The organism is Flaviramulus sp. BrNp1-15, assembly GCF_022259695.1.
Taxonomy (GTDB): domain Bacteria; phylum Bacteroidota; class Bacteroidia; order Flavobacteriales; family Flavobacteriaceae; genus BrNp1-15.
In genome coordinates, this window is the sequence record NZ_CP092099.1 from 3,430,544 (window position 1) to 3,448,905 (window position 18,362).

Annotated in this window: 17 protein-coding genes; 1 reads left to right on the forward strand and 16 read right to left on the reverse strand. The window is 30.2% G+C overall.

Annotated features, from left to right (window positions below):
• The first annotated feature begins 2 nt into the window (after positions 1-2).
• Positions 3-356, forward strand: coding sequence for a heavy-metal-associated domain-containing protein (locus tag MBM09_RS15245; protein WP_238674571.1), 354 nt, complete (start codon positions 3-5; stop codon positions 354-356).
• Between the two features lie 40 nt (positions 357-396).
• Here the strand turns inward: MBM09_RS15245 and MBM09_RS15250 are convergent, their stop codons facing one another.
• The 16 genes from MBM09_RS15250 to MBM09_RS15325 all read right to left on the reverse strand — a co-directional run bounded on the left by MBM09_RS15250 (position 397) and on the right by MBM09_RS15325 (position 18,355).
• The gene (locus MBM09_RS15250; protein WP_238674572.1) at positions 397-1,374 is read right to left on the reverse strand and encodes a polyprenyl synthetase family protein; all 978 of its coding nucleotides are present in this window, start codon (positions 1,372-1,374) and stop codon (positions 397-399) included.
• A gap of 9 nt (positions 1,375-1,383) precedes the next feature.
• Positions 1,384-2,424 (reverse strand): 23S rRNA (adenine(2503)-C(2))-methyltransferase RlmN, encoded by a 1,041-nt coding sequence (gene rlmN, locus MBM09_RS15255; protein WP_238674573.1) that lies wholly within the window; start codon positions 2,422-2,424, stop codon positions 1,384-1,386.
• A 272-nt stretch (positions 2,425-2,696) separates the two neighbouring features.
• Complete coding sequence (gene queA / locus MBM09_RS15260) at positions 2,697-3,746, reverse strand: tRNA preQ1(34) S-adenosylmethionine ribosyltransferase-isomerase QueA (RefSeq protein WP_238674574.1); 1,050 nt, start codon at positions 3,744-3,746, stop codon at positions 2,697-2,699.
• A 79-nt stretch (positions 3,747-3,825) separates the two neighbouring features.
• A complete protein-coding gene (locus MBM09_RS15265; RefSeq protein ID WP_238674575.1) occupies positions 3,826-5,052 on the reverse strand; it encodes a 3-phosphoshikimate 1-carboxyvinyltransferase in 1,227 nt (408 codons plus the stop codon).
• A gap of 53 nt (positions 5,053-5,105) precedes the next feature.
• Entirely contained in the window at positions 5,106-5,432 is a 327-nt protein-coding gene (locus MBM09_RS15270; protein WP_238674576.1) for a nucleotide pyrophosphohydrolase, read from the reverse strand.
• Positions 5,433-5,434: 2 nt separating this feature from the next.
• The gene (locus MBM09_RS15275) at positions 5,435-7,444 is read right to left on the reverse strand and encodes a DUF3857 domain-containing protein (protein WP_238674577.1); all 2,010 of its coding nucleotides are present in this window, start codon (positions 7,442-7,444) and stop codon (positions 5,435-5,437) included.
• A 4-nt stretch (positions 7,445-7,448) separates the two neighbouring features.
• On the reverse strand, positions 7,449-9,359 hold the full coding sequence (locus tag MBM09_RS15280; RefSeq protein ID WP_238674578.1) for a DUF3857 domain-containing protein: 1,911 nt from the start codon (positions 9,357-9,359) through the stop codon (positions 7,449-7,451).
• A gap of 91 nt (positions 9,360-9,450) precedes the next feature.
• Positions 9,451-9,969 carry a metal-dependent hydrolase gene (locus tag MBM09_RS15285; protein ID WP_238674579.1) on the reverse strand — a complete coding sequence of 173 codons (519 nt, stop codon included), beginning with the start codon at positions 9,967-9,969 and terminating at the stop codon, positions 9,451-9,453.
• Positions 9,969-10,421, reverse strand: a complete 453-nt coding sequence (gene dtd, locus MBM09_RS15290; protein WP_238674580.1) for a D-aminoacyl-tRNA deacylase — start codon at positions 10,419-10,421, stop codon at positions 9,969-9,971. Before dtd ends, MBM09_RS15285 begins: the two co-directional genes overlap by 1 nt.
• 2 nt (positions 10,422-10,423) lie before the next feature.
• On the reverse strand, positions 10,424-11,374 hold the full coding sequence (gene rsgA, locus MBM09_RS15295; protein ID WP_238674581.1) for a ribosome small subunit-dependent GTPase A: 951 nt from the start codon (positions 11,372-11,374) through the stop codon (positions 10,424-10,426).
• An 87-nt stretch (positions 11,375-11,461) separates the two neighbouring features.
• Positions 11,462-12,994: a DUF6770 family protein gene (locus MBM09_RS15300; protein WP_238674582.1), complete on the reverse strand. Its 1,533-nt coding sequence runs from the start codon at positions 12,992-12,994 to the stop codon at positions 11,462-11,464.
• 17 nt (positions 12,995-13,011) lie between these two features.
• A complete protein-coding gene (locus tag MBM09_RS15305) occupies positions 13,012-14,256 on the reverse strand; it encodes a M48 family metalloprotease (protein ID WP_238674583.1) in 1,245 nt (414 codons plus the stop codon).
• A gap of 182 nt (positions 14,257-14,438) precedes the next feature.
• Complete coding sequence (locus MBM09_RS15310; protein WP_238674584.1) at positions 14,439-15,521, reverse strand: bifunctional 3-deoxy-7-phosphoheptulonate synthase/chorismate mutase type II; 1,083 nt, start codon at positions 15,519-15,521, stop codon at positions 14,439-14,441.
• 10 nt (positions 15,522-15,531) lie between these two features.
• Positions 15,532-16,383 carry a prephenate dehydrogenase gene (locus MBM09_RS15315; protein WP_238674585.1) on the reverse strand — a complete coding sequence of 284 codons (852 nt, stop codon included), beginning with the start codon at positions 16,381-16,383 and terminating at the stop codon, positions 15,532-15,534.
• Positions 16,384-16,385: 2 nt separating this feature from the next.
• On the reverse strand, positions 16,386-17,531 hold the full coding sequence (locus MBM09_RS15320) for a pyridoxal phosphate-dependent aminotransferase (protein ID WP_238674586.1): 1,146 nt from the start codon (positions 17,529-17,531) through the stop codon (positions 16,386-16,388).
• Complete coding sequence (locus MBM09_RS15325; RefSeq protein ID WP_238674587.1) at positions 17,528-18,355, reverse strand: prephenate dehydratase; 828 nt, start codon at positions 18,353-18,355, stop codon at positions 17,528-17,530. Before MBM09_RS15325 ends, MBM09_RS15320 begins: the two co-directional genes overlap by 4 nt.
• Positions 18,356-18,362: the final 7 nt, after the last annotated feature.

Sequence of the window (18,362 nt, forward strand, 5' to 3'; positions counted from 1 at the left end):
TTATGAAGAAAATAATAACAATAGCAGTACTACTTATAACAACTTCTTTTTTTGCACAAAACAAAAATGCAAAAGCGACTATTGAAGTAGATGGCGTGTGCTTAATGTGTAAAGCTAGAATTGAAAAAGCAAGCTTAAGTACTAAAGGCGTTAAAAGTGCTAATTGGGATGTGAAAACTCACGAGTTAAAATTATTTTATGATGAGCGTAAAACCGATTTAAAAACTATTCAATCTAAAATTGCTGAAGCAGGACATGATACCAAAGAAATAAAAGCAACTGATGAAGCATATGCTTCAGTGCATCCATGCTGTAAATATAGAGATGACGAGGTTGTTGATGAGCATGAAGATTAAGAAAAATAGAAGCCCAAATACTTAAATTTGGGCTTTTTCTTTATTTCTTTCTATCTATCACATAATTCACCATAAGTTTTAGTGAATTTTTATAGTTAGATTCTGGGTAAGCTTCAAGTAGCTGCAATGCTTCTTCTTGAAAGGTTTTCATTTTGCTAACAGCATAATCTAAACCGCCATTATCTTTCACAAAAGTAATAACTTGTTTAACTCGTTTAGAGTCTTTATTATGATTTTTTATGGAGTTAATCAGCCACTTTTTATCCTTTTTTGAAGACTTATTAAGAACATAAATTAAAGGTAAAGTCATTTTTTGCTCTTTAATATCTATACCTGTAGGCTTACCTATTTGCTCGTCTCCATAATCAAATAAATCATCTTTTATTTGAAATGCCATACCTATAAGTTCTCCAAACTTGCGCATGGTTTCGACATGTTGTGATTCTGGTTTAACTGATGCTGCTCCCAAACTACAACATGCAGCAATTAAGGTTGCTGTTTTTTGTCTGATAATTTCATAATAAACATCTTCGGTAATATCAAGTTTACGGGCTTTTTCAATTTGAAGTAACTCACCTTCACTCATTTCGCGTACTGCAATAGATATGATTTTAAGTAAATCGAAATCATTATTATCAATTGACAATAACAACCCTTTTGATAATAAATAATCCCCTATTAAAACAGCTATTTTGTTTTTCCAGAGTGCATTTACCGAGAAAAAACCACGACGCCTATTACTGTCATCCACCACATCATCATGTACTAAGGTTGCTGTATGAATAAGTTCTATAACCGAAGCTCCTCTATATGTCCTCTCACTTACTTCACCATTTGATACCATTTTAGCAACCAAAAACACAAACATAGGTCGCATTTGTTTACCCTTTCGGTTTACTATGTAATGTGTTATTCTATTTAGCAGAGCTACTTTACTAGACATTGACAACTGAAACTTTTGTTCAAAAAGATCCATTTCAAATGCTATAGGTTGTTTTATTTGCTCTACTATTTTCACAAATCTAATTTAACTTTTATTAGCTAACTGCCCACAAGCAGCGTCAATATCTTTACCTCTGCTTCTTCGAACATTGACTACAATTCTATTTTTTTCTAATGTATTAATGTAATTTTCTAAGGCTTCGTTAGTTGCTTGTTGAAACTCTCCATCATCAATAGGATTATACTCTATAATATTGACTTTACAGGGCACATACTTACAAAATTTAACAAAAGCATCAATATCCTTTTGGGTGTCGTTAATGCCTTTCCAAACTACATATTCATAACTTATTTTACGTTTGGTTTTAGAATACCAATACTCAAGTGCCTCTCGTAAATCTTCTAATGGGAAAGTTTCATTGAATGGCATTATGGAAGTTCTTACCTTATCGATTGCGGAATGTAAGGAAACAGCTAAATTAAATTTCACCTCATCATCAGCCATTTTTTTTATCATTTTTGGCACACCCGATGTTGAAAGTGTGATGCGTTTTGGCGACATCCCTAAACCTTCATCTGAAGTAATTTTATCAATGGCTTTTATAACATTATTATAGTTCATGAGTGGTTCGCCCATACCCATAAATACAATATTGCTTAATGGACGATTATGATACAATCTGCTTTCATTATCTATAGCGACAACTTGGTCGTAAATTTCGTCTGGGTTTAAATTACGCATACGCTTTAAACGCGCTGTTGCACAAAATTTACAATCTAAACTACAACCTACTTGACTTGACACACAAGCAGTTGTTCTGGTAGCTGTTGGTATTAAAACCGATTCTACAATTAATCCATCGTGTAAGCGTACAGCATTTTTAACAGTTCCGTCGCTACTACGTTGCATAGTATCAACCTTTATATGGTTTATGACAAAATTGTCTTGCAGCATTTGGCGTGTTTCTTTTGAAATATTTGTCATATCCTCAAAAGTATGCGCAGCTTTTTGCCAAAGCCACTCGTAAACTTGATTTCCTCGAAATGCTTTATCGCCTTGTTTTACAAAGAAATCTCGTAATTGCTCTTTGGTTAATGCGCGTATGTCTTTTTTACCTGTTGCCATAAGTGATGCAAAAATAGTGAAAGGATTTGCGATTTACGATTTTTGATTTACGAATTATAAATTGAAATTGTGTTTTGCATTAGGGATTGCAACGGCATCCTTTTTAAAACTTTGAGCAAACGAAAATTAAATTACTGACTATAATTATAACGATTGTATGTGATTTGATTACTAAAAAATGACTTTTTAAAAAGATATAGTGGAAAGCGCGACCCTTTTGGGGAATGCCCTAAAATTAAAAAAAGCCTTGAATACACAAGGCTTTTAAGAATTTATATGATTAGCATAGCATCTCCATAACTGTAAAATTTATATTTTTCTTTTACAGCTTCTTCGTATGCCTTTTTAATAAAGTCGTGACCTGCAAATGCCGAAACCATCATTAATAATGTAGATTTTGGCGTATGAAAATTAGTTATCATACTGTTAGCAATACTAAAATCGTACGGTGGGAAAATGAATTTGTTTGTCCATCCATCCATTTCATTTAACTTACCACTTGATGATACTGCACTTTCTATAGCACGCATAGCCGTAGTACCTACTGCACATACACGTTTTTTGTTTTTAATACCTGTATTAACAATATCTACTGCTTTTTCGTCAATTTTTAATTCTTCACTATCCATTTTATGTTTAGATAAATCTTCAACCTCAACTGGATTAAATGTACCTAAACCTACATGTAAAGTTACCTCAGCAAAATTAATACCTTTAATTTCTAAACGTTTTAATAAATGTTTTGAAAAGTGAAGTCCTGCTGTTGGAGCCGCTACTGCACCTTCGTTTTTTGCATAAATGGTTTGGTAACGCTCTTCATCTTCTGGCTCAACCTCTCTTTTTATGTATTTAGGAAGTGGTGTTTGACCAAGTTCGTTTAATTTTAAACGAAATTCTCTGTAAGATCCATCATATAAAAAGCGTAGTGTACGTCCTCTTGAAGTTGTATTATCTATAACCTCTGCAACTAAGGTATCATCATCACCAAAATATAATTTGTTACCTATTCTTATTTTACGTGCTGGATCTACTAGAACATCCCAAAGACGTTGCTCTTCGTTTAATTCTCTTAATAAAAACACCTCAATTCTTGCTCCTGTTTTTTCTTTATTACCATATAATCTGGCAGGAAACACTTTAGTGTTGTTAAGTATTAAAACATCATCTTCATCAAAATAGTCAATAATGTCTTTAAACATTTTATGTTCGATAGTTTGATTTTTTCTATCTAAAACCATTAAACGTGCTTCATCTCTGTTTTCTGATGGATACTCTGCTAATAATTCTTCTGGTAAATCGAAACCAAAGTTTGATAATTTCATATATGTTTTACTTTTTTTATTAAGAAAGGTTGCAAATATACAATCTGAGAATAGGGGTTGTCAAGTAAAAGTGTGATTATTATTTAGTTATTTTAAATCCTAGAGATATTAAGTCGTCCCAAAATGTTGGGTATGACTTAGAGACCACCATAGCATCCTCAATAATAATTGGTGTTTTAAGTGCTAACGGCGCAAATGCCATAGCCATTCTATGATCGTTATAAGTGGCAATTGAAACTAATTCTTTTAATGAATTTGAAGCCGATAAGTGTAATGATTTATCTGTTATTTCAACCTTTCCGCCTAATTTTTCAATTTCAGTTTTTAGAGCAACAAGTCTATCGGTTTCTTTTATCTTTAGGGTATGCAAACCTGTTAAATCACATGAAATGCCTAAGGAAAAACAAGTTACAGCTATAGTTTGAGCAATATCTGGAGCATTTTTTAAGTCTAATGTTAACGGTTTAAACTCTATAGTTTCCTTTTTTAACGTGATACTATTTTCATTAAAAACTGAGCTAACTCCAAAATGTTTATAAATTTCTACTAATACTGAATCTCCTTGTAAAGAATTTGATTTGTAAGAGGACAATGTTATCTCTGTCCCCACATCACTTAAAGCTACAATGCTAAAATAATACGAAGCCGAAGACCAATCTGACTCTACAGTCAAGGTTTTAGGTTTTGGTTTTTGAGTAATTGGTTTTACTGTTATGGTATTACCAACAAATGAATTTTCTATTCCTATTTCGTTAAGCAAACTTAAAGTCATGTTTATATAAGGAATAGAAGTTATTTGACCTTCTAAAGTTAATTCTAATCCGTTTTCGAGTTTTGAAGCTATAAGTAATAATGCAGAAATATACTGGCTACTTACATTAGCTTTTAATGCTACTTTATGTTTGGTTAGTTTTTTTCCTTTAATTCTAATTGGTGGGAAACCTTTATTTTCTTCATAACTAATTTCTGCTCCTAAATCTTGAAGCGCCTCAACTAAAATTTTAATTGGACGTTCTTTCATACGTTTAGAACCAGTGAGTATCACTTCTCTTCCTTCTTGAATCGAGAAATACGCTGTTAAAAAACGCATTGCTGTTCCCGCGTGATGAATGTCTACAATATCAGATTGAGAATTCAAAGCGTTCGTCATTAGGTTGCTATCATCAGAATTAGAAACGTTTTCAAGTTTAAATTCTGGATACAGCGCCTGTAGTAATAACAAACGATTAGATTCACTTTTAGAACCTGTTATGGTGATTTTCGATTGACGATTTTGGATTGATGATTTATTAAGGGTAAAATTCATTATAAAGTATTAAAAAACGCTTCTTAAAAGAAGCGTTCAAATATACTTATAAATTATTTTAATTTTTCGTTATTATGGTGTCTATCATGGTCACGTTTTGCTTTTTTATCCATTCTTTTATCAAATGCTTTTTGTAAATCTACACCTGTTTGGTTCGCTAAGCATAAAACAACAAACAACACATCGGCAAGCTCTTCGCCTAAATCTTTGTCTTTGTCACTTTCTTTTTCGCTTTGTTCTCCATATCTGCGAGCAATAATACGTGCTACTTCTCCAACTTCTTCGGTTAGTTGAGCCATATTTGTAAGCTCGTTAAAATAGCGTACACCATGTTCGTTAATCCAGTCGTCTACTATTTGTTGTGCGTTTTGTATATTCATTCTTAGGTTTTACTTAAAACTATTTGTTCGTTTTCTTTTTCTATGAACATTTTAAAATATTCTCTTAAAGCATCGTAATATAATGGAGAAATAATTGACTCATTTATTTCAGTGGTTATAATTAAATTAATTACTGATCCTTTTTGGGAAATGTTATATTTAAATGTTCCCAAATTGTCAGGCAATGCTAACACAGCAACCTCAGGTATAGACTCTACTTCGTATCCTTCGGGTAAATTTATAATTATTCTATACATACTTTCTGAAGGAAAACCAAAATCAACTGGAAATTCTCTTTTTTCTAATTTAAAAGGATTTTCTTTTGTAGCTAAAAAGAATAAAGGCGAAAAATAAATTTTATTTCCAATTATATCTGCTTGACTTTCTTTAAAAAATTTATAAGTTTCTGTTACTGGTTTAGTTAAATCTGTTGCATTGCTAACCTTGAAATCAGAAATTTCTATTCCTCCATATTTATTTTCTAATTTTTCTAAAAAATCATTTTCATTTGCATTATTAAATTTTACTCTATAAGACAACGCATTATGATTTGTTTTTGAAATACGATAATTCCCTTCAATACTACCTTCTTCATCTAACTTAACCACCATAGTTACTGTATTCTTTGAGTTTGTTTTTGGGTATAAACTTACCAAAGTAGAATTACCATCTTTTCTTATTATTCTACCATCCCAATTTAAAACTCTATATGGTAAAATGTTTGGTGAACCATATTTACTTGTAGCATCAAGTAAAATATTCCCTTCCGGCATTTCAACACAAGAAATAACATAATCATAACCAATTCTTGTTGGAAACAAAGGAATACCATTATTTCTTGTACTTACTAGCACAGGATTCGCATTTAGGCCAGCATGACGAAGCATAGATGTAAGCATTAAATTAATTTCTGCAACATTACCTACTTGTTCTTTATATGCTTTTCTTACTCCTTTGTCTGTATATTTACCATAATACTCATTCCATTTTACTTTAGACTTTACAAAATCAAAAATTAAAGATAATCGATTAAATGGGTCTGATGTTGTAGCAATTATAGCATCTATATCATCTTCAAAATATCCTGTTTTATTTAATTCCTCACCAAAATTAGAACTTTTATATATAGTTTTAACTACATCTTCCCAAGTAGTTGAATAAAAATCCATTGGAGAATTAGGGAATTTAGTATAAGAAAGCTCATATTTTACCGATGACCTATAATTATTAATATTATTTACATAAGGTTCATCTTTTAAAGCTGGTATGTTATTAATATTATATGATGTAATATAAGTTTGAAAATCTATACTTGATGAACTAAATGTGGTTTTTGAAGCTCCTAACCTACCTTCTGTTCTTGTTCTATCATTAAATGTAATTTTTCCTCTTTTACTTGAAGACTCTGGTGTTACCAGTAAATATCCTTTTGTATTAACTTTAAAATTGAAATACTCTGGAATTTCGATTTTGGCGTATATTTTTTTAACTGGAATATCATGTTGGAACTCAAACTCATCAACATTCCAATAAAAGGGAGAAATTAATTTATATTCATATTCTATTACAGAACCCTCTTTTACATTGGGCATTGTAAATTTAGTTTCATCAAAATAACTAGATTTTTCTGTATTAAATACACCATCTTTTTTAAGCTTAACATCATCTATTTTATTATTAATTAAATTGTAGGTATAAGCTTTTAAATTGCCTACCTTTTCTCTAGTAGAATTATCTCTATATAGCATAATAGACTTAGTTGCATATTTAAACCCTTCTTGATTATATATTTTAATTCTTTCATGAACATCGGTTATTAATTGAAAACCCTGACCTTGAACATAATTATAATACGTTCTTCTATATTTGTATAAATAGGTTGCACTGGCTGATGAATCTAAAGGGTTAAATTTTTCTATCAACTCTTCTTTTGATATTTTACCAAAATCATAATCCTGTGCAAATCCTGTAAAACTTATAAAAAATACTAATAAAAGAATAGAAAGTCTCATAGTGTTATTGGTTTTTAATTAATGCTATTTTTGCGTTATCATATTTAGATACTTCTTTGTAAAAAATTCTAAATTTATTGTAATCTTCTTTAGGAAATTCGCCATCATTTACAATAAACTCTCTTTTATAAACCAGAGTTTTCTCATCCTTTTCAGAGATATTGATTTTATAGCTCCCAAATTTATTTTCTATTATCTTTTCTGTAGGTAAAGATTCTACTTTGTAACTTGGTGGTAATATAATTTCAACTTCATCTTTATCAATAAAGCCTCTATTTATTTTTAAAGGAAATTTTCTACTTCTATAACGATCTGGAATGTCTGTATTTCTATTTAAAGCATTAACAGTTAACAACATTCTATTTCCCGCTTTTTTTGTGTAATTAGATGCTTTAAAGCTAACATCTTCAATAAATTTAATATTAGTTTTATCATTATTAATATTAAAACTATCTATATTTATGTTAGTTATATATTTCCATCTTTTTTTATAGTGTACATCTATATCGCGCTCTATTTCTGATTCCAACCAATATTTATCATCATATTGAATTCCTTCAGAAGTTATATTAACATTTACTTTAATTTCTCCATCATCAGAAACGACATAGTTTCCTTTTATATACTGACTATTTTCTTCTGTTTCATACTTTTTTGTATGAACTATTTCACCTCCTTCTGGGGTTATAACCAATGCATCTCTATCATCAGTAAAATCGCCAATAAAACCAAAAGGCAGTTTTTGGCTTGTGCACTCTAACCAAATATTTTCATCATTATTGGGTATTGATAAAATAACATGATTTCCTTGCATCGCACTAAAATTTTTCTCTAAATTTCTTTGTGAACTACCAGCATAAATAACAGTATAATTTGACTCAATATCAATGGCTTTTAAAAGAGACATTGTATAATTTGTTAATGCTTTACAATCTCCATAACCAACCTCATCAACATATGAAGCATTAAAAGGTTTCCAGCCACCTATTCCCACTTGTACACTTATGTATCTAACTTTATCTTGTACATATTGGTATATCTTTTTAGCTTTATCAATATCACTTGTTTCATTTTTAACTAAATCCTGAATCATGTTAATGGTTTGAGAAGATAAATCATGTGTACCCTTAATTAAATCATGATACATCCATTTTCCAAAATCATCCCAATTTTCAACTTCTGCATATACACCTTCTAAGGTGAACTGCTTTGATGCAAATAAAACATTAGGAATTACATCTAAAATAGAGGGACTATAATCTTCTGGTTTAAAAGATTCAATATTCTTAATGTTATAACTTATCATTCCTACTTCATCTTCTTTTTCTAATTGTAAACCTTCTATATTATTTTCCTTTTTTCTTATACTTAAAGTTTCAGGATAGTTAATTGAGAATTCACTTGACTCCACACTAACATAATAATCTGTAACAGGTCTAAAAGACGGTATAAAGGCTGTATTATTTGTATAAGTTTCGTATGTAAATTCAATAGTATAAGGGTAATCTATTGGGGTATATCTCAAATATTTTACTCTAGAGTCTGAATACAATGTACCTCCATCTACAGCACTAACATCCTTAAAATCTTTTATTTTAATTTTTTTGATTTCTTCTCCATATGCATCAAAAACCAAAGCTTGAAGAGATTTTATATTTCTACTATTATCGTAATGCATATATGCATCAATATTTCTATCTCCATATTTATTTAATATGGTAATTATTCTTCTCCCTTTTACAACCATTTCATTAGAAGATTTTAATGAAATTTTGGTCTCATTTAATCTAATAACCGCATTGGCGTTTTCTTTAAGATGTTCTGGAATTGTTAAACTGGAATATAAATTTTCTTGAGAAAAAATAACTGATGTTGTAAAAAACAGTATAATTTTCAATATACTTCTTAAAATCATGTAGTTGGTCGGTTGGTTGTATGATACTTTAAGCCTTAAAACTATAACAATATCTTCTCTAATTTTATGAGAAAAATCATATTTTAATTTCTTACTTGTTAGTTTTTATTGCTAAAAATCTTACACCTAAGATAATAAAACAAGGTAAAATTATAAACTTAATTTCGCTAAAAAGCACTTTTAATCCCCAAGTGGAAAAAAATTCAGATATTCCTATGGGTGATACTTTTATACCTCTAAACGGAAAAAAGAAACGCTCATTATTAAAAGGAATAAAAAAACCAATACCTTTTCCTCCTGATGTCATGGCATCTAGAATTCCATGAGATAATGTGGATAGAAAGATTACTAAAAACCATACTAGCTTGTTCTTTTTTCCAAATATAAACATGAGTAGTAGTGCCCAAATTATTGAAAAAAGAATGGAATGTGTAAACCCACGATGCCCCAAAGGATGCTCGTAAGCTATTCCAAACTTAAATGTTATAACATCAAAATCTGGTAAAATGGTTGAAAAAATAGCTGCGAGTAATAGCCGTTTTGTGTTTTTTGAATCTATTATTTTTGTTAATGTAAACCCAACAATGCTATGACCGAAAGCAGATGCCACTATTCTTTATTTTTTGAATCGATTATAATGGTAACCGGTCCATCATTAAGTAACTCCACTTTCATATCGGCTCCAAATTGACCTGTTTGAACTGGTCTACCTAAATCTATTTCTAACTGTTTTACAAACGCTTCGTAAAGCGGAATAGCTACATCTGGTTTTGCTGCTTTTATATAGCTGGGTCTGTTTCCTTTTTTTGTAGACGCATGTAAAGTAAATTGACTCACTATAATAGCCTCACCATCAACTTCTTTTATAGATTTATTCATCACACCATTTTCATCACCAAAAATTCTTAGGTTAGTTATTTTGTTTGAAAGCCAATTAATATCCTCTTTAATGTCTTCATTTATAATTCCCAAAAGAATTAAAAGCCCTTGCGAAATTGAAGCTACTTTATTTCCATCAATAGTAACACTTGCTTTTAAAACACGTTGAATAATTACTTTCATTCTTATTCTTTATCCCAGTTGTCGGTTCTGTAATTTTCATCTTCACCTTCAACAATTTGCAAATAGCTTCGGTAGCGAGAAAAAGCTATTTCATCATTATCTAAAGCTTTCTTAACAGCACAATTTGGTTCTTTAATATGTAAACAATTATTAAACTTACAATCTTGTTTTAATTTAAAAATTTCTGGAAAGTAATCACCTACTTCTTCTTTATCCATATCTACTACACCAAAACCTTTTATTCCTGGTGTGTCAATAATTTTGGCTCCAAAACTCAAATCAAACATTTCTGCAAAGGTTGTAGTGTGTTGACCTTGCATATATAAAGTTGAAATTTCTTTTGTTTTAATGTTTAAACCTGGTTCTATGATATTTACCAAAGTAGATTTACCTACTCCAGAATGCCCTGAAAACATACTAACTTTATCTTGCATTAAAGCTTTAACCTTATCTACATTCTTACCTGTTTTTGCAGATACTCCAATGCATTCATAACCAATTGTTCTATAAACGTGCGCTAAATATTTCACCTCATTAAGCGCCTCTTCATCATAAGTATCTATTTTATTAAATAACAATATGGTTTTAATAGAATAGGCTTCTGCAGTTACTAAAAATCGATCGATAAAACTGGTTAAAGTTGGTGGATTATTAATGGTTATCATTAAAAATACCTGATCTAAATTTGCTGCAATAATATGTGTTTGCTTAGATAAGTTTACAGATTTTCTAACAATGTAATTGGTTCTATCATGTATATTATAAATGATACCAGATTCTTGATTATTATCGGTTTCTAATTCAAAATCTACTATATCACCAACCGCAATTGGGTTAGTGCTTTTAATACCTTTTATGCGGAATTTACCTTTTATGCGGCACTCATATGTGTGCCCCAAATCGGTTTTAACGGTATACCAACTTCCTGTAGATTTGTAAACTTGTCCTGTCATTACTACAAAGATGGAAATAATAAGTTTGCAATACAAACAAAAAAGCCTCACAATTGTGAGGCTTTAATTTATTTTTTTGGTTCTTTCTTATTGAATATTAAGTTTCTCTAAATGAATTTGTAATGTTTTTTCTTTTTTATTGTACTCTAAAAGCATTACGTGCCCTAATTTCGCAGGCATTACTCTAAACCTAATTTTTCCTTTAGATTTTTTTAAATAAATTTTATCTTCAGACAAATTTCCATCATTATATATTATTGATTTAAAAGCAAATTTATTTTCTTCTCCCTTCAGTCTTTCATAATCGATAAAAGAAGCATAAAACCTATCTCTATCTACATCCAACTGTGTAAATTGATAATCAAAAGCCCCAAAAGCTTTTAAAGCATGCGCATTAAGTTGAGGGCTACCTACATCTAAAAGACTAGGCGCTCTTGATTTACCTTTTTTGAATACTTGAATATCTTGAAGATTAAAACTTTCATCAAACTCAAAAACAACAGCGTCTGTAATGGTTAATTGAGTAACTGAACCTCCACCGCCTAAAGCAGCAGCTGCAATACCAGCAGCACTTGCTGTTTTTCTGTATCTTTCTCCAATACAGTAATAAGTTCCTTTTTGTGTTCGAACGATATCATGAAAATAAACATAACCGCGTTTATATTTTTTACCATTAGATTCTGCTGGCATCATCTGATCAATTTTATCTTTCCAACTTACTTTACTATCCGATACAACTTCACCAGATAATTCATTTACCTGAGCAAAAATACCCAAACTCTTATCCTTAATTACATTATCATCCTTTGCAAAATATTCACCTAATAAAACCACTTTTTTATCTTCAGTTAAAAATGCATTTGTTATTAGCCTAGGGTTATTTTCTTTATCAAATTCTTTCTCAAAAAGTAACTTTCCTGTTTTAATATCAATAACCAAAACTTTAAAATTTACTTTTTGACTAAGCATAGATTTTTTGGAACTCTCTAATGCCACTAACACTTCTTCATTTACTTCTATTGGATTTATATTCAATATTTTACTGGACTCATCAGGAGAATTATAGTCCCATGATTGACCTCCATCTGTTGGAATATATTTTAAACCATATCCTAATTTTTTATTGTCTCTAATATAATTAAACAAAAACCCCTTATTATCCACTGGGAGTAACAAATTGAAATTTCCTGATTTAACAGCATAAGACAAATATTTCATCTCTTTCTTATTTACAGGTATTACAATATCCTCACCTTGATTTCCTTGCCTATCAAAAGTCACAAGTTTATATTGCTTGTCTTTTAAATTTATCATAGCAAACATTAATGCTTGATTATTAAATTTGCTATCTCCTAAAAAAGTGTTTTTTGAATCAACATAAGATTTTGTAGCTAAATCATTTAAATTATTATCTAGCATTCTTATAGCATATTCACGCTGTCCTTTTTTTAACTTATCTACTTCATAATAAAAATAATAACCATCTACATCATTATTTTTATCCATTAATGCACCTGAATTTTTTATTTTAAATTCTGTGATTTCATTAAGTGTTTTTTCTTGTGCATTTAATGCTAAACTTAGTACACACAAGCCGATTAAAGTTAAAAGTTTTCTCATTTTTTTATTGTTGTTGGTTAATTATTTATGGATTTAAAAAATTCTATTGTGTCATTAAAATCAGGATTATTTATCTTTTTACTCTCAATTACCGCGCAAAAAGCAAGTCCAATTTTTTCAACTTCATTGAGTTCTAAATTGTGCAAAAAGAGTCTTATTACATTAAGTTGTTTTTCATCAGAAAAACGACTTTTAAAAGGAACATACTTACCTAACTCATGGTTTTTCTTAACCTCATATATAAGTCTTAAAGCTTTTGCCATTTTTGTATAATAATAACCTTCATCTATTTCTTTATTATTAAACTTTTCAATCAATTGGTAAATAGCAACATCTAATAATTTTAAATCTAGAGTAAATTCTATACTATGTAAATGTGATATTTGTTTTAAACTTTTAAACTTGGTTATATATTCTTCAATATCAATATTGTTACTTTCTAAATTAAAATCTTTAATCAATTTATTAACTCTGAATTCAATTTCTGGATGTGTTTTTAATGTGTCTGAAACTAAACTAAATTCATTTATTTCTTCGGTAGTATCAAAAAGTGAAGTGTTTTCTTTAAGCCAATACGATTGAAATGGATAACCTTCAAAATTAAAAACACTATCTAATTTTACATCATGATGCAAAATCATTTCATCTACTTTTTCCAGTTTCTCTAATGAAGAAAGAGCACTATATATATTGTATTTAGTTTTAGAATACAATAAGAAACCTAAAGAATCTGCTTGCGCTTCTACTTCTTTTGAATGGTCAAGAAAATCTATATTCAATTCATCTATTACAGAAAGTGCAGCCCTTGTTTGCCCATACTCCATTCTCTTCAAACTTCTTATCTTTTGCTTAGTTTCTTTTGAATTTACTGAAGCTACTTTTTTTGAAATACTGTTTAAGGAATGATTTAGTAATTTGTGAGCTATTTCATGACATATGATAAATGCTAATTCATCCTCAGAGTCTAACTTAGTAAATAACCCTAAATAAATTTCAAACATACCATCTCCGTAACACGCTGCATTGGGCACAATTGAATTTTTTATAAAAAAATAAAAATCATTTGAGTTAATTTCTGGATTAGAAGAATAAACTTGTTGGAGGACTTTATTTAAGTGATTTTTTATTTCAGAATTAAAAATGTAAACACTGTCCTCTATAGATTCAACTACTTTTTCATCTCTATCTTTATAGAGTTTCTTAATTTTAGATGAAAATTGCCCATCTATTTTATTTATTTGATTTTGATTGATTTTCTTCAAATAAACTTTGAGAGAATCTATATTGTTGGGTATATAATGATTTAAGGTATTTTGCGCAGTTAGATAATTGGCAATACACAAAAAAATGATTTTGAGAAGGTTTTTAAATTTCATTCAATCAAAAATAAAAAAAATCCGACAATAAATTATCGGATTTTTTAACATATTATTTTAATGGATTATTATCCATTTAAAATCTTCTCTTGATGATTAATTGATTCTTGGTGAATAGCTTTAAACATTTTTAAAACAAACTCTTCACTTAATCCTTTTGACTCTCCTTCAAGAACCATTTTACCTAAAATTTCATTCCAACGTTTAGATTGTAAAACGGCTACATTTTTATCTTTTTTAAGTTCGCCAATTCCATCAGCTACTTTCATACGTTTTCCTAGTAAATCGATAATTTGATTATCAACGACATCAATCTGAGCTCTTAAATTATTTAAAGCACTCATGTATTCTGCTTCAGCATTGCTTTCTTTTCTTATTTTCAAATCTTTCATAATTTGAACTAAACTACTTGGTGTTACTTGTTGTGCTGCATCACTCCATGCATTATCAGGATCGAAATGGGTTTCAATCATTAATCCATCAAAGTTTAAATCTAAAGCGGTTTGAGACACATCAAAAATCATATCTCTTTTACCTGTAATATGTGACGGATCGTTAATTAAAGGAATATCTGGAAATTTATTTTGAAACTCAATAGCTAATTGCCATTCTGGATTATTTCTGTATTTAGTTTTTTCGTATGTTGAAAAACCTCTATGAATAGCTCCAATATTTTTAACACCCGAACTGTAAATACGCTCAATGCCTCCTAGCCAAAGTGCTAAATCTGGATTTACAGGGTTTTTTACCAACACAGGCTTGTCTGTACCTTCAAGTGCATCTGCAATTTCTTGCATAATAAACGGACTTACGGTAGAACGTGCACCAATCCATAACATATCAACATCATGTTCTAAAGCTAGTTTAACATGTGTTGCATTAGCTACTTCTGTAGTAATCTTCATTCCTGTTTCTTCCTTAACTTTTTGCAGCCATTTTAAACCTAAACCTCCTACACCTTCAAACATTCCTGGTCTTGTTCTTGGTTTCCAGATACCTGCTCTAAAATAATTAACATCGGTATCTTTTAAATCATGTGCAATTTTTAAAACCTGTTCTTCTGTCTCTGCACTACAAGGTCCTGCAATTACCAATGGATGATCTAATTTTAAATCATCTAACCAGTTTCTCATTTCTTTTTTGTTTTCCATAATTTTACTCTTAACTAATTCCTTTTAAAATATCTTTTATGTAATTGGTGTTTTCCATCTCGTTAAAAATAGCTTCAAAATCATCTTGTTTCATCAACTCTTTAAAATGTGTGAGATTTGTAATATACTCTTCTAATGTTTCAATAACATTTGTTTTGTTTTGTTTAAATATGGGTGTCCACATAGCTGGCGAGCTTTTTGCTAAACGCACTGTGGATGCAAATCCACTACCTGCCATATCAAAAATATCACGCTCGTTTTTTTCTTTTTCAATTACCGTTTTACCCAACATAAACGAACTGATATGCGATAAATGCGACATATATGCAATGTGTTTATCGTGAGCTTCCGGATTCATGTAACGAATACGCATACCTATATCTGTAAAAAGTTTTAAGGCTTTTTCTTGAAGCTTGAATGTTGTTTTTTCAACCTCGCAAACAATATTTGTTTTACCTTCAAACAAACCACTTAAAGCAGCAGTTGGTCCAGAATATTCTGTTCCTGCTATAGGATGCATTGCTAAAAAATTTCTACGCTTTGGATGATTTTCAACCTCTTTACAGATATCTACTTTTGTTGAGCCTGCATCTACAACCAATCCTTCATCTGATATTTTATCTAAAATGCTTGGTAATAATTTTACAGTTGCATCAACAGGAATTGCTATGATAACTAAATCGGCATTTTCAACATCATCTAAAGTGGCTTTCTTATCAATTAGTTTAAGTGATAAAGCTTCATCTAAAGTAGTTTGCTTTCTGCTAATACCGTGTATAATCGCCTCCGGATTATTCTTCTTGATATCTATAGCAAGACTTCCACCTATTAATCCAACCCCTATGATATATATATTTTTCATCTCTATTTAACTCTTGCGATTGCTTCTTCTAAATCTTCAGTTGATGCACATAAAGAAAACCTTATATAACCTTCTCCTTTATTACCAAAAATGGTTCCCGGTGTAATAAACACGTGATTTTCTTTTAAAATTATATCTATAAACTCTTCAGACTTTAAATATGCTGGCAATTTTGCCCATACAAAAAGTCCTGAAGCATTTTTGTCGTAAGTACAATTTAAAGCCTCTGCTAATTGCCACACCAAATTTCTACGTTTTTGATATACATTATTTAAAGTAGCAAACCACATTTTTGAACATTTTAAAGCTTCTATTGCTCCCTTTTGAATGCCATAAAACATTCCAGAATCCATATTACTTTTAACTTTTAAAATGTTATTTATATGCGTGCTGCTACCAACAACCATACCTACACGCCAACCGGCCATATTAAAAGTTTTACTTAATGAGTTTAACTCTAAGCAAACCTCTTTTGCGCCATCAACACTTAAAATACTTTTTGGGTTATCGTTTAATATAAAACTATACGGATTGTCGTTTACAATTAAAATATTGTGTTTTTTACCAAAGGCCACCAATTCTTCAAACAAATGTTTAGTTGGTTTAGCTCCTGTTGGCATGTGCGGATAATTTACCCACATCAATTTCACCTTACTTAAATCTAATTGTTCTAAAGCTTTAAAATCTGGCAACCAATTATTGGTTTCATCTAATTCATATAAAACACCCTTAGCTCCTACTAATTTTGTTACTGATTGATAAGTTGGATATCCTGGGTTTGGGATTAAAACCTCATCGCCTTCATTTAAATATGTCATAGAAATATGCATAATCCCTTCCTTACTTCCCATTAATGGCAACACCTCTGTTAACGAACTTAAATTAACTGAGTAATGTTCTTTATAAAACCTAGAAATAGCATCTCTAAGCTCTGGTAATCCTTGATAGCTTTGATATTTATGAGCATTAGGATGTAAAAGACTTTCTGTTATGGCATCAACCACTTTTTGTGGCGGTTGCAAATCTGGACTACCAATACCTAAATTAATTACAGGTTTGCCATTTGCAATCATTAAATTAACTTCTCTTAATTTTTTTGAGAAGTAGTATTCTTCAACGGTATGTAAGCGTTTTGCTACTTCAATCATAGCTTTGCATTTTTATATTCTCCTAATACTTTAAAGCCTTCTCCCATAATTTCTATTATAGATTTTGCTTTTTTAAAATCTGAATACGTTTCAAAAGTAACATCAACAAAAAACGCATATTTCCAAGGTGTTTCAACAATTGGTAACGACTGAATTTTAGTTAAGTTTAATTTACAATCGCTCATTACATTTAAAATGGCCGCTAAACTGCCTCGTTTATGATCGGTTTCAAATTTCACTGACGCTTTGTTGATCTCTTCTTCTGGAACTTCAGAATTTGTACGTTTTACAATAGCAAAACGTGTTTCGTTATGCTTTATAGTTTGTATACTATGTGCTAAAATATCTAAGTTAAATATTTCGGCTGCCATAACACTTGCAATTGCTCCAACACCTTGTAATTGTTGCTCTTCAATACGTTGAGCTACCTCGGCAGTATCTTTATCTTCAACAAGTTTAATATGCGGGTATTCCTTAAAAAACTCTTTACATTGCAACAATGCCATAGGGTGAGAATAGACTTCCTTGATATCTGAAATATTTTGATTTGGAAGCGCCATTAAATTATGCTGAATATCTAAATAATGCTCGCCAACAATATGCAATCCGTATTTATCGATTAACGCATAATTGGGAATTATGGAGCCTGCAATAGAATTCTCTAAAGCCATTATAGCAGAATCGCATTCTTCTGTTATTAAAGAATCTACAACCCTATCGAATGTTAAACACTCGATAACATCAACTCCTTTTTCAAAAAATTGTTCTGAAACAATATGATGAAAAGATCCTTTTACGCCTTGTATTGCAACCGTTTTAATCAATATTTCC

Excerpts from the sequence above, each read along its gene's own strand:
- MBM09_RS15245 (WP_238674571.1), top strand. The coding sequence starts at position 3 with ATGAAGAAAATAATAACAATAGCAGTACTACTTATAACAACTTCTTTT.
- rlmN (WP_238674573.1), bottom strand. The coding sequence starts at position 2,424 with ATGGCAACAGGTAAAAAAGACATACGCGCATTAACCAAAGAGCAATTA.
- queA (WP_238674574.1), bottom strand. The coding sequence starts at position 3,746 with ATGAAATTATCAAACTTTGGTTTCGATTTACCAGAAGAATTATTAGCA.
- MBM09_RS15265 (WP_238674575.1), bottom strand. The coding sequence starts at position 5,052 with ATGAATTTTACCCTTAATAAATCATCAATCCAAAATCGTCAATCGAAA.
- MBM09_RS15270 (WP_238674576.1), bottom strand. The coding sequence starts at position 5,432 with ATGAATATACAAAACGCACAACAAATAGTAGACGACTGGATTAACGAA.
- MBM09_RS15275 (WP_238674577.1), bottom strand. The coding sequence starts at position 7,444 with ATGAGACTTTCTATTCTTTTATTAGTATTTTTTATAAGTTTTACAGGA.
- MBM09_RS15280 (WP_238674578.1), bottom strand. The coding sequence starts at position 9,359 with ATGATTTTAAGAAGTATATTGAAAATTATACTGTTTTTTACAACATCA.
- dtd (WP_238674580.1), bottom strand. The coding sequence starts at position 10,421 with ATGAAAGTAATTATTCAACGTGTTTTAAAAGCAAGTGTTACTATTGAT.
- rsgA (WP_238674581.1), bottom strand. The coding sequence starts at position 11,374 with ATGACAGGACAAGTTTACAAATCTACAGGAAGTTGGTATACCGTTAAA.
- MBM09_RS15300 (WP_238674582.1), bottom strand. The coding sequence starts at position 12,994 with ATGAGAAAACTTTTAACTTTAATCGGCTTGTGTGTACTAAGTTTAGCA.
- MBM09_RS15310 (WP_238674584.1), bottom strand. The coding sequence starts at position 15,521 with ATGGAAAACAAAAAAGAAATGAGAAACTGGTTAGATGATTTAAAATTA.
- MBM09_RS15315 (WP_238674585.1), bottom strand. The coding sequence starts at position 16,383 with ATGAAAAATATATATATCATAGGGGTTGGATTAATAGGTGGAAGTCTT.
- MBM09_RS15320 (WP_238674586.1), bottom strand. The coding sequence starts at position 17,531 with ATGATTGAAGTAGCAAAACGCTTACATACCGTTGAAGAATACTACTTC.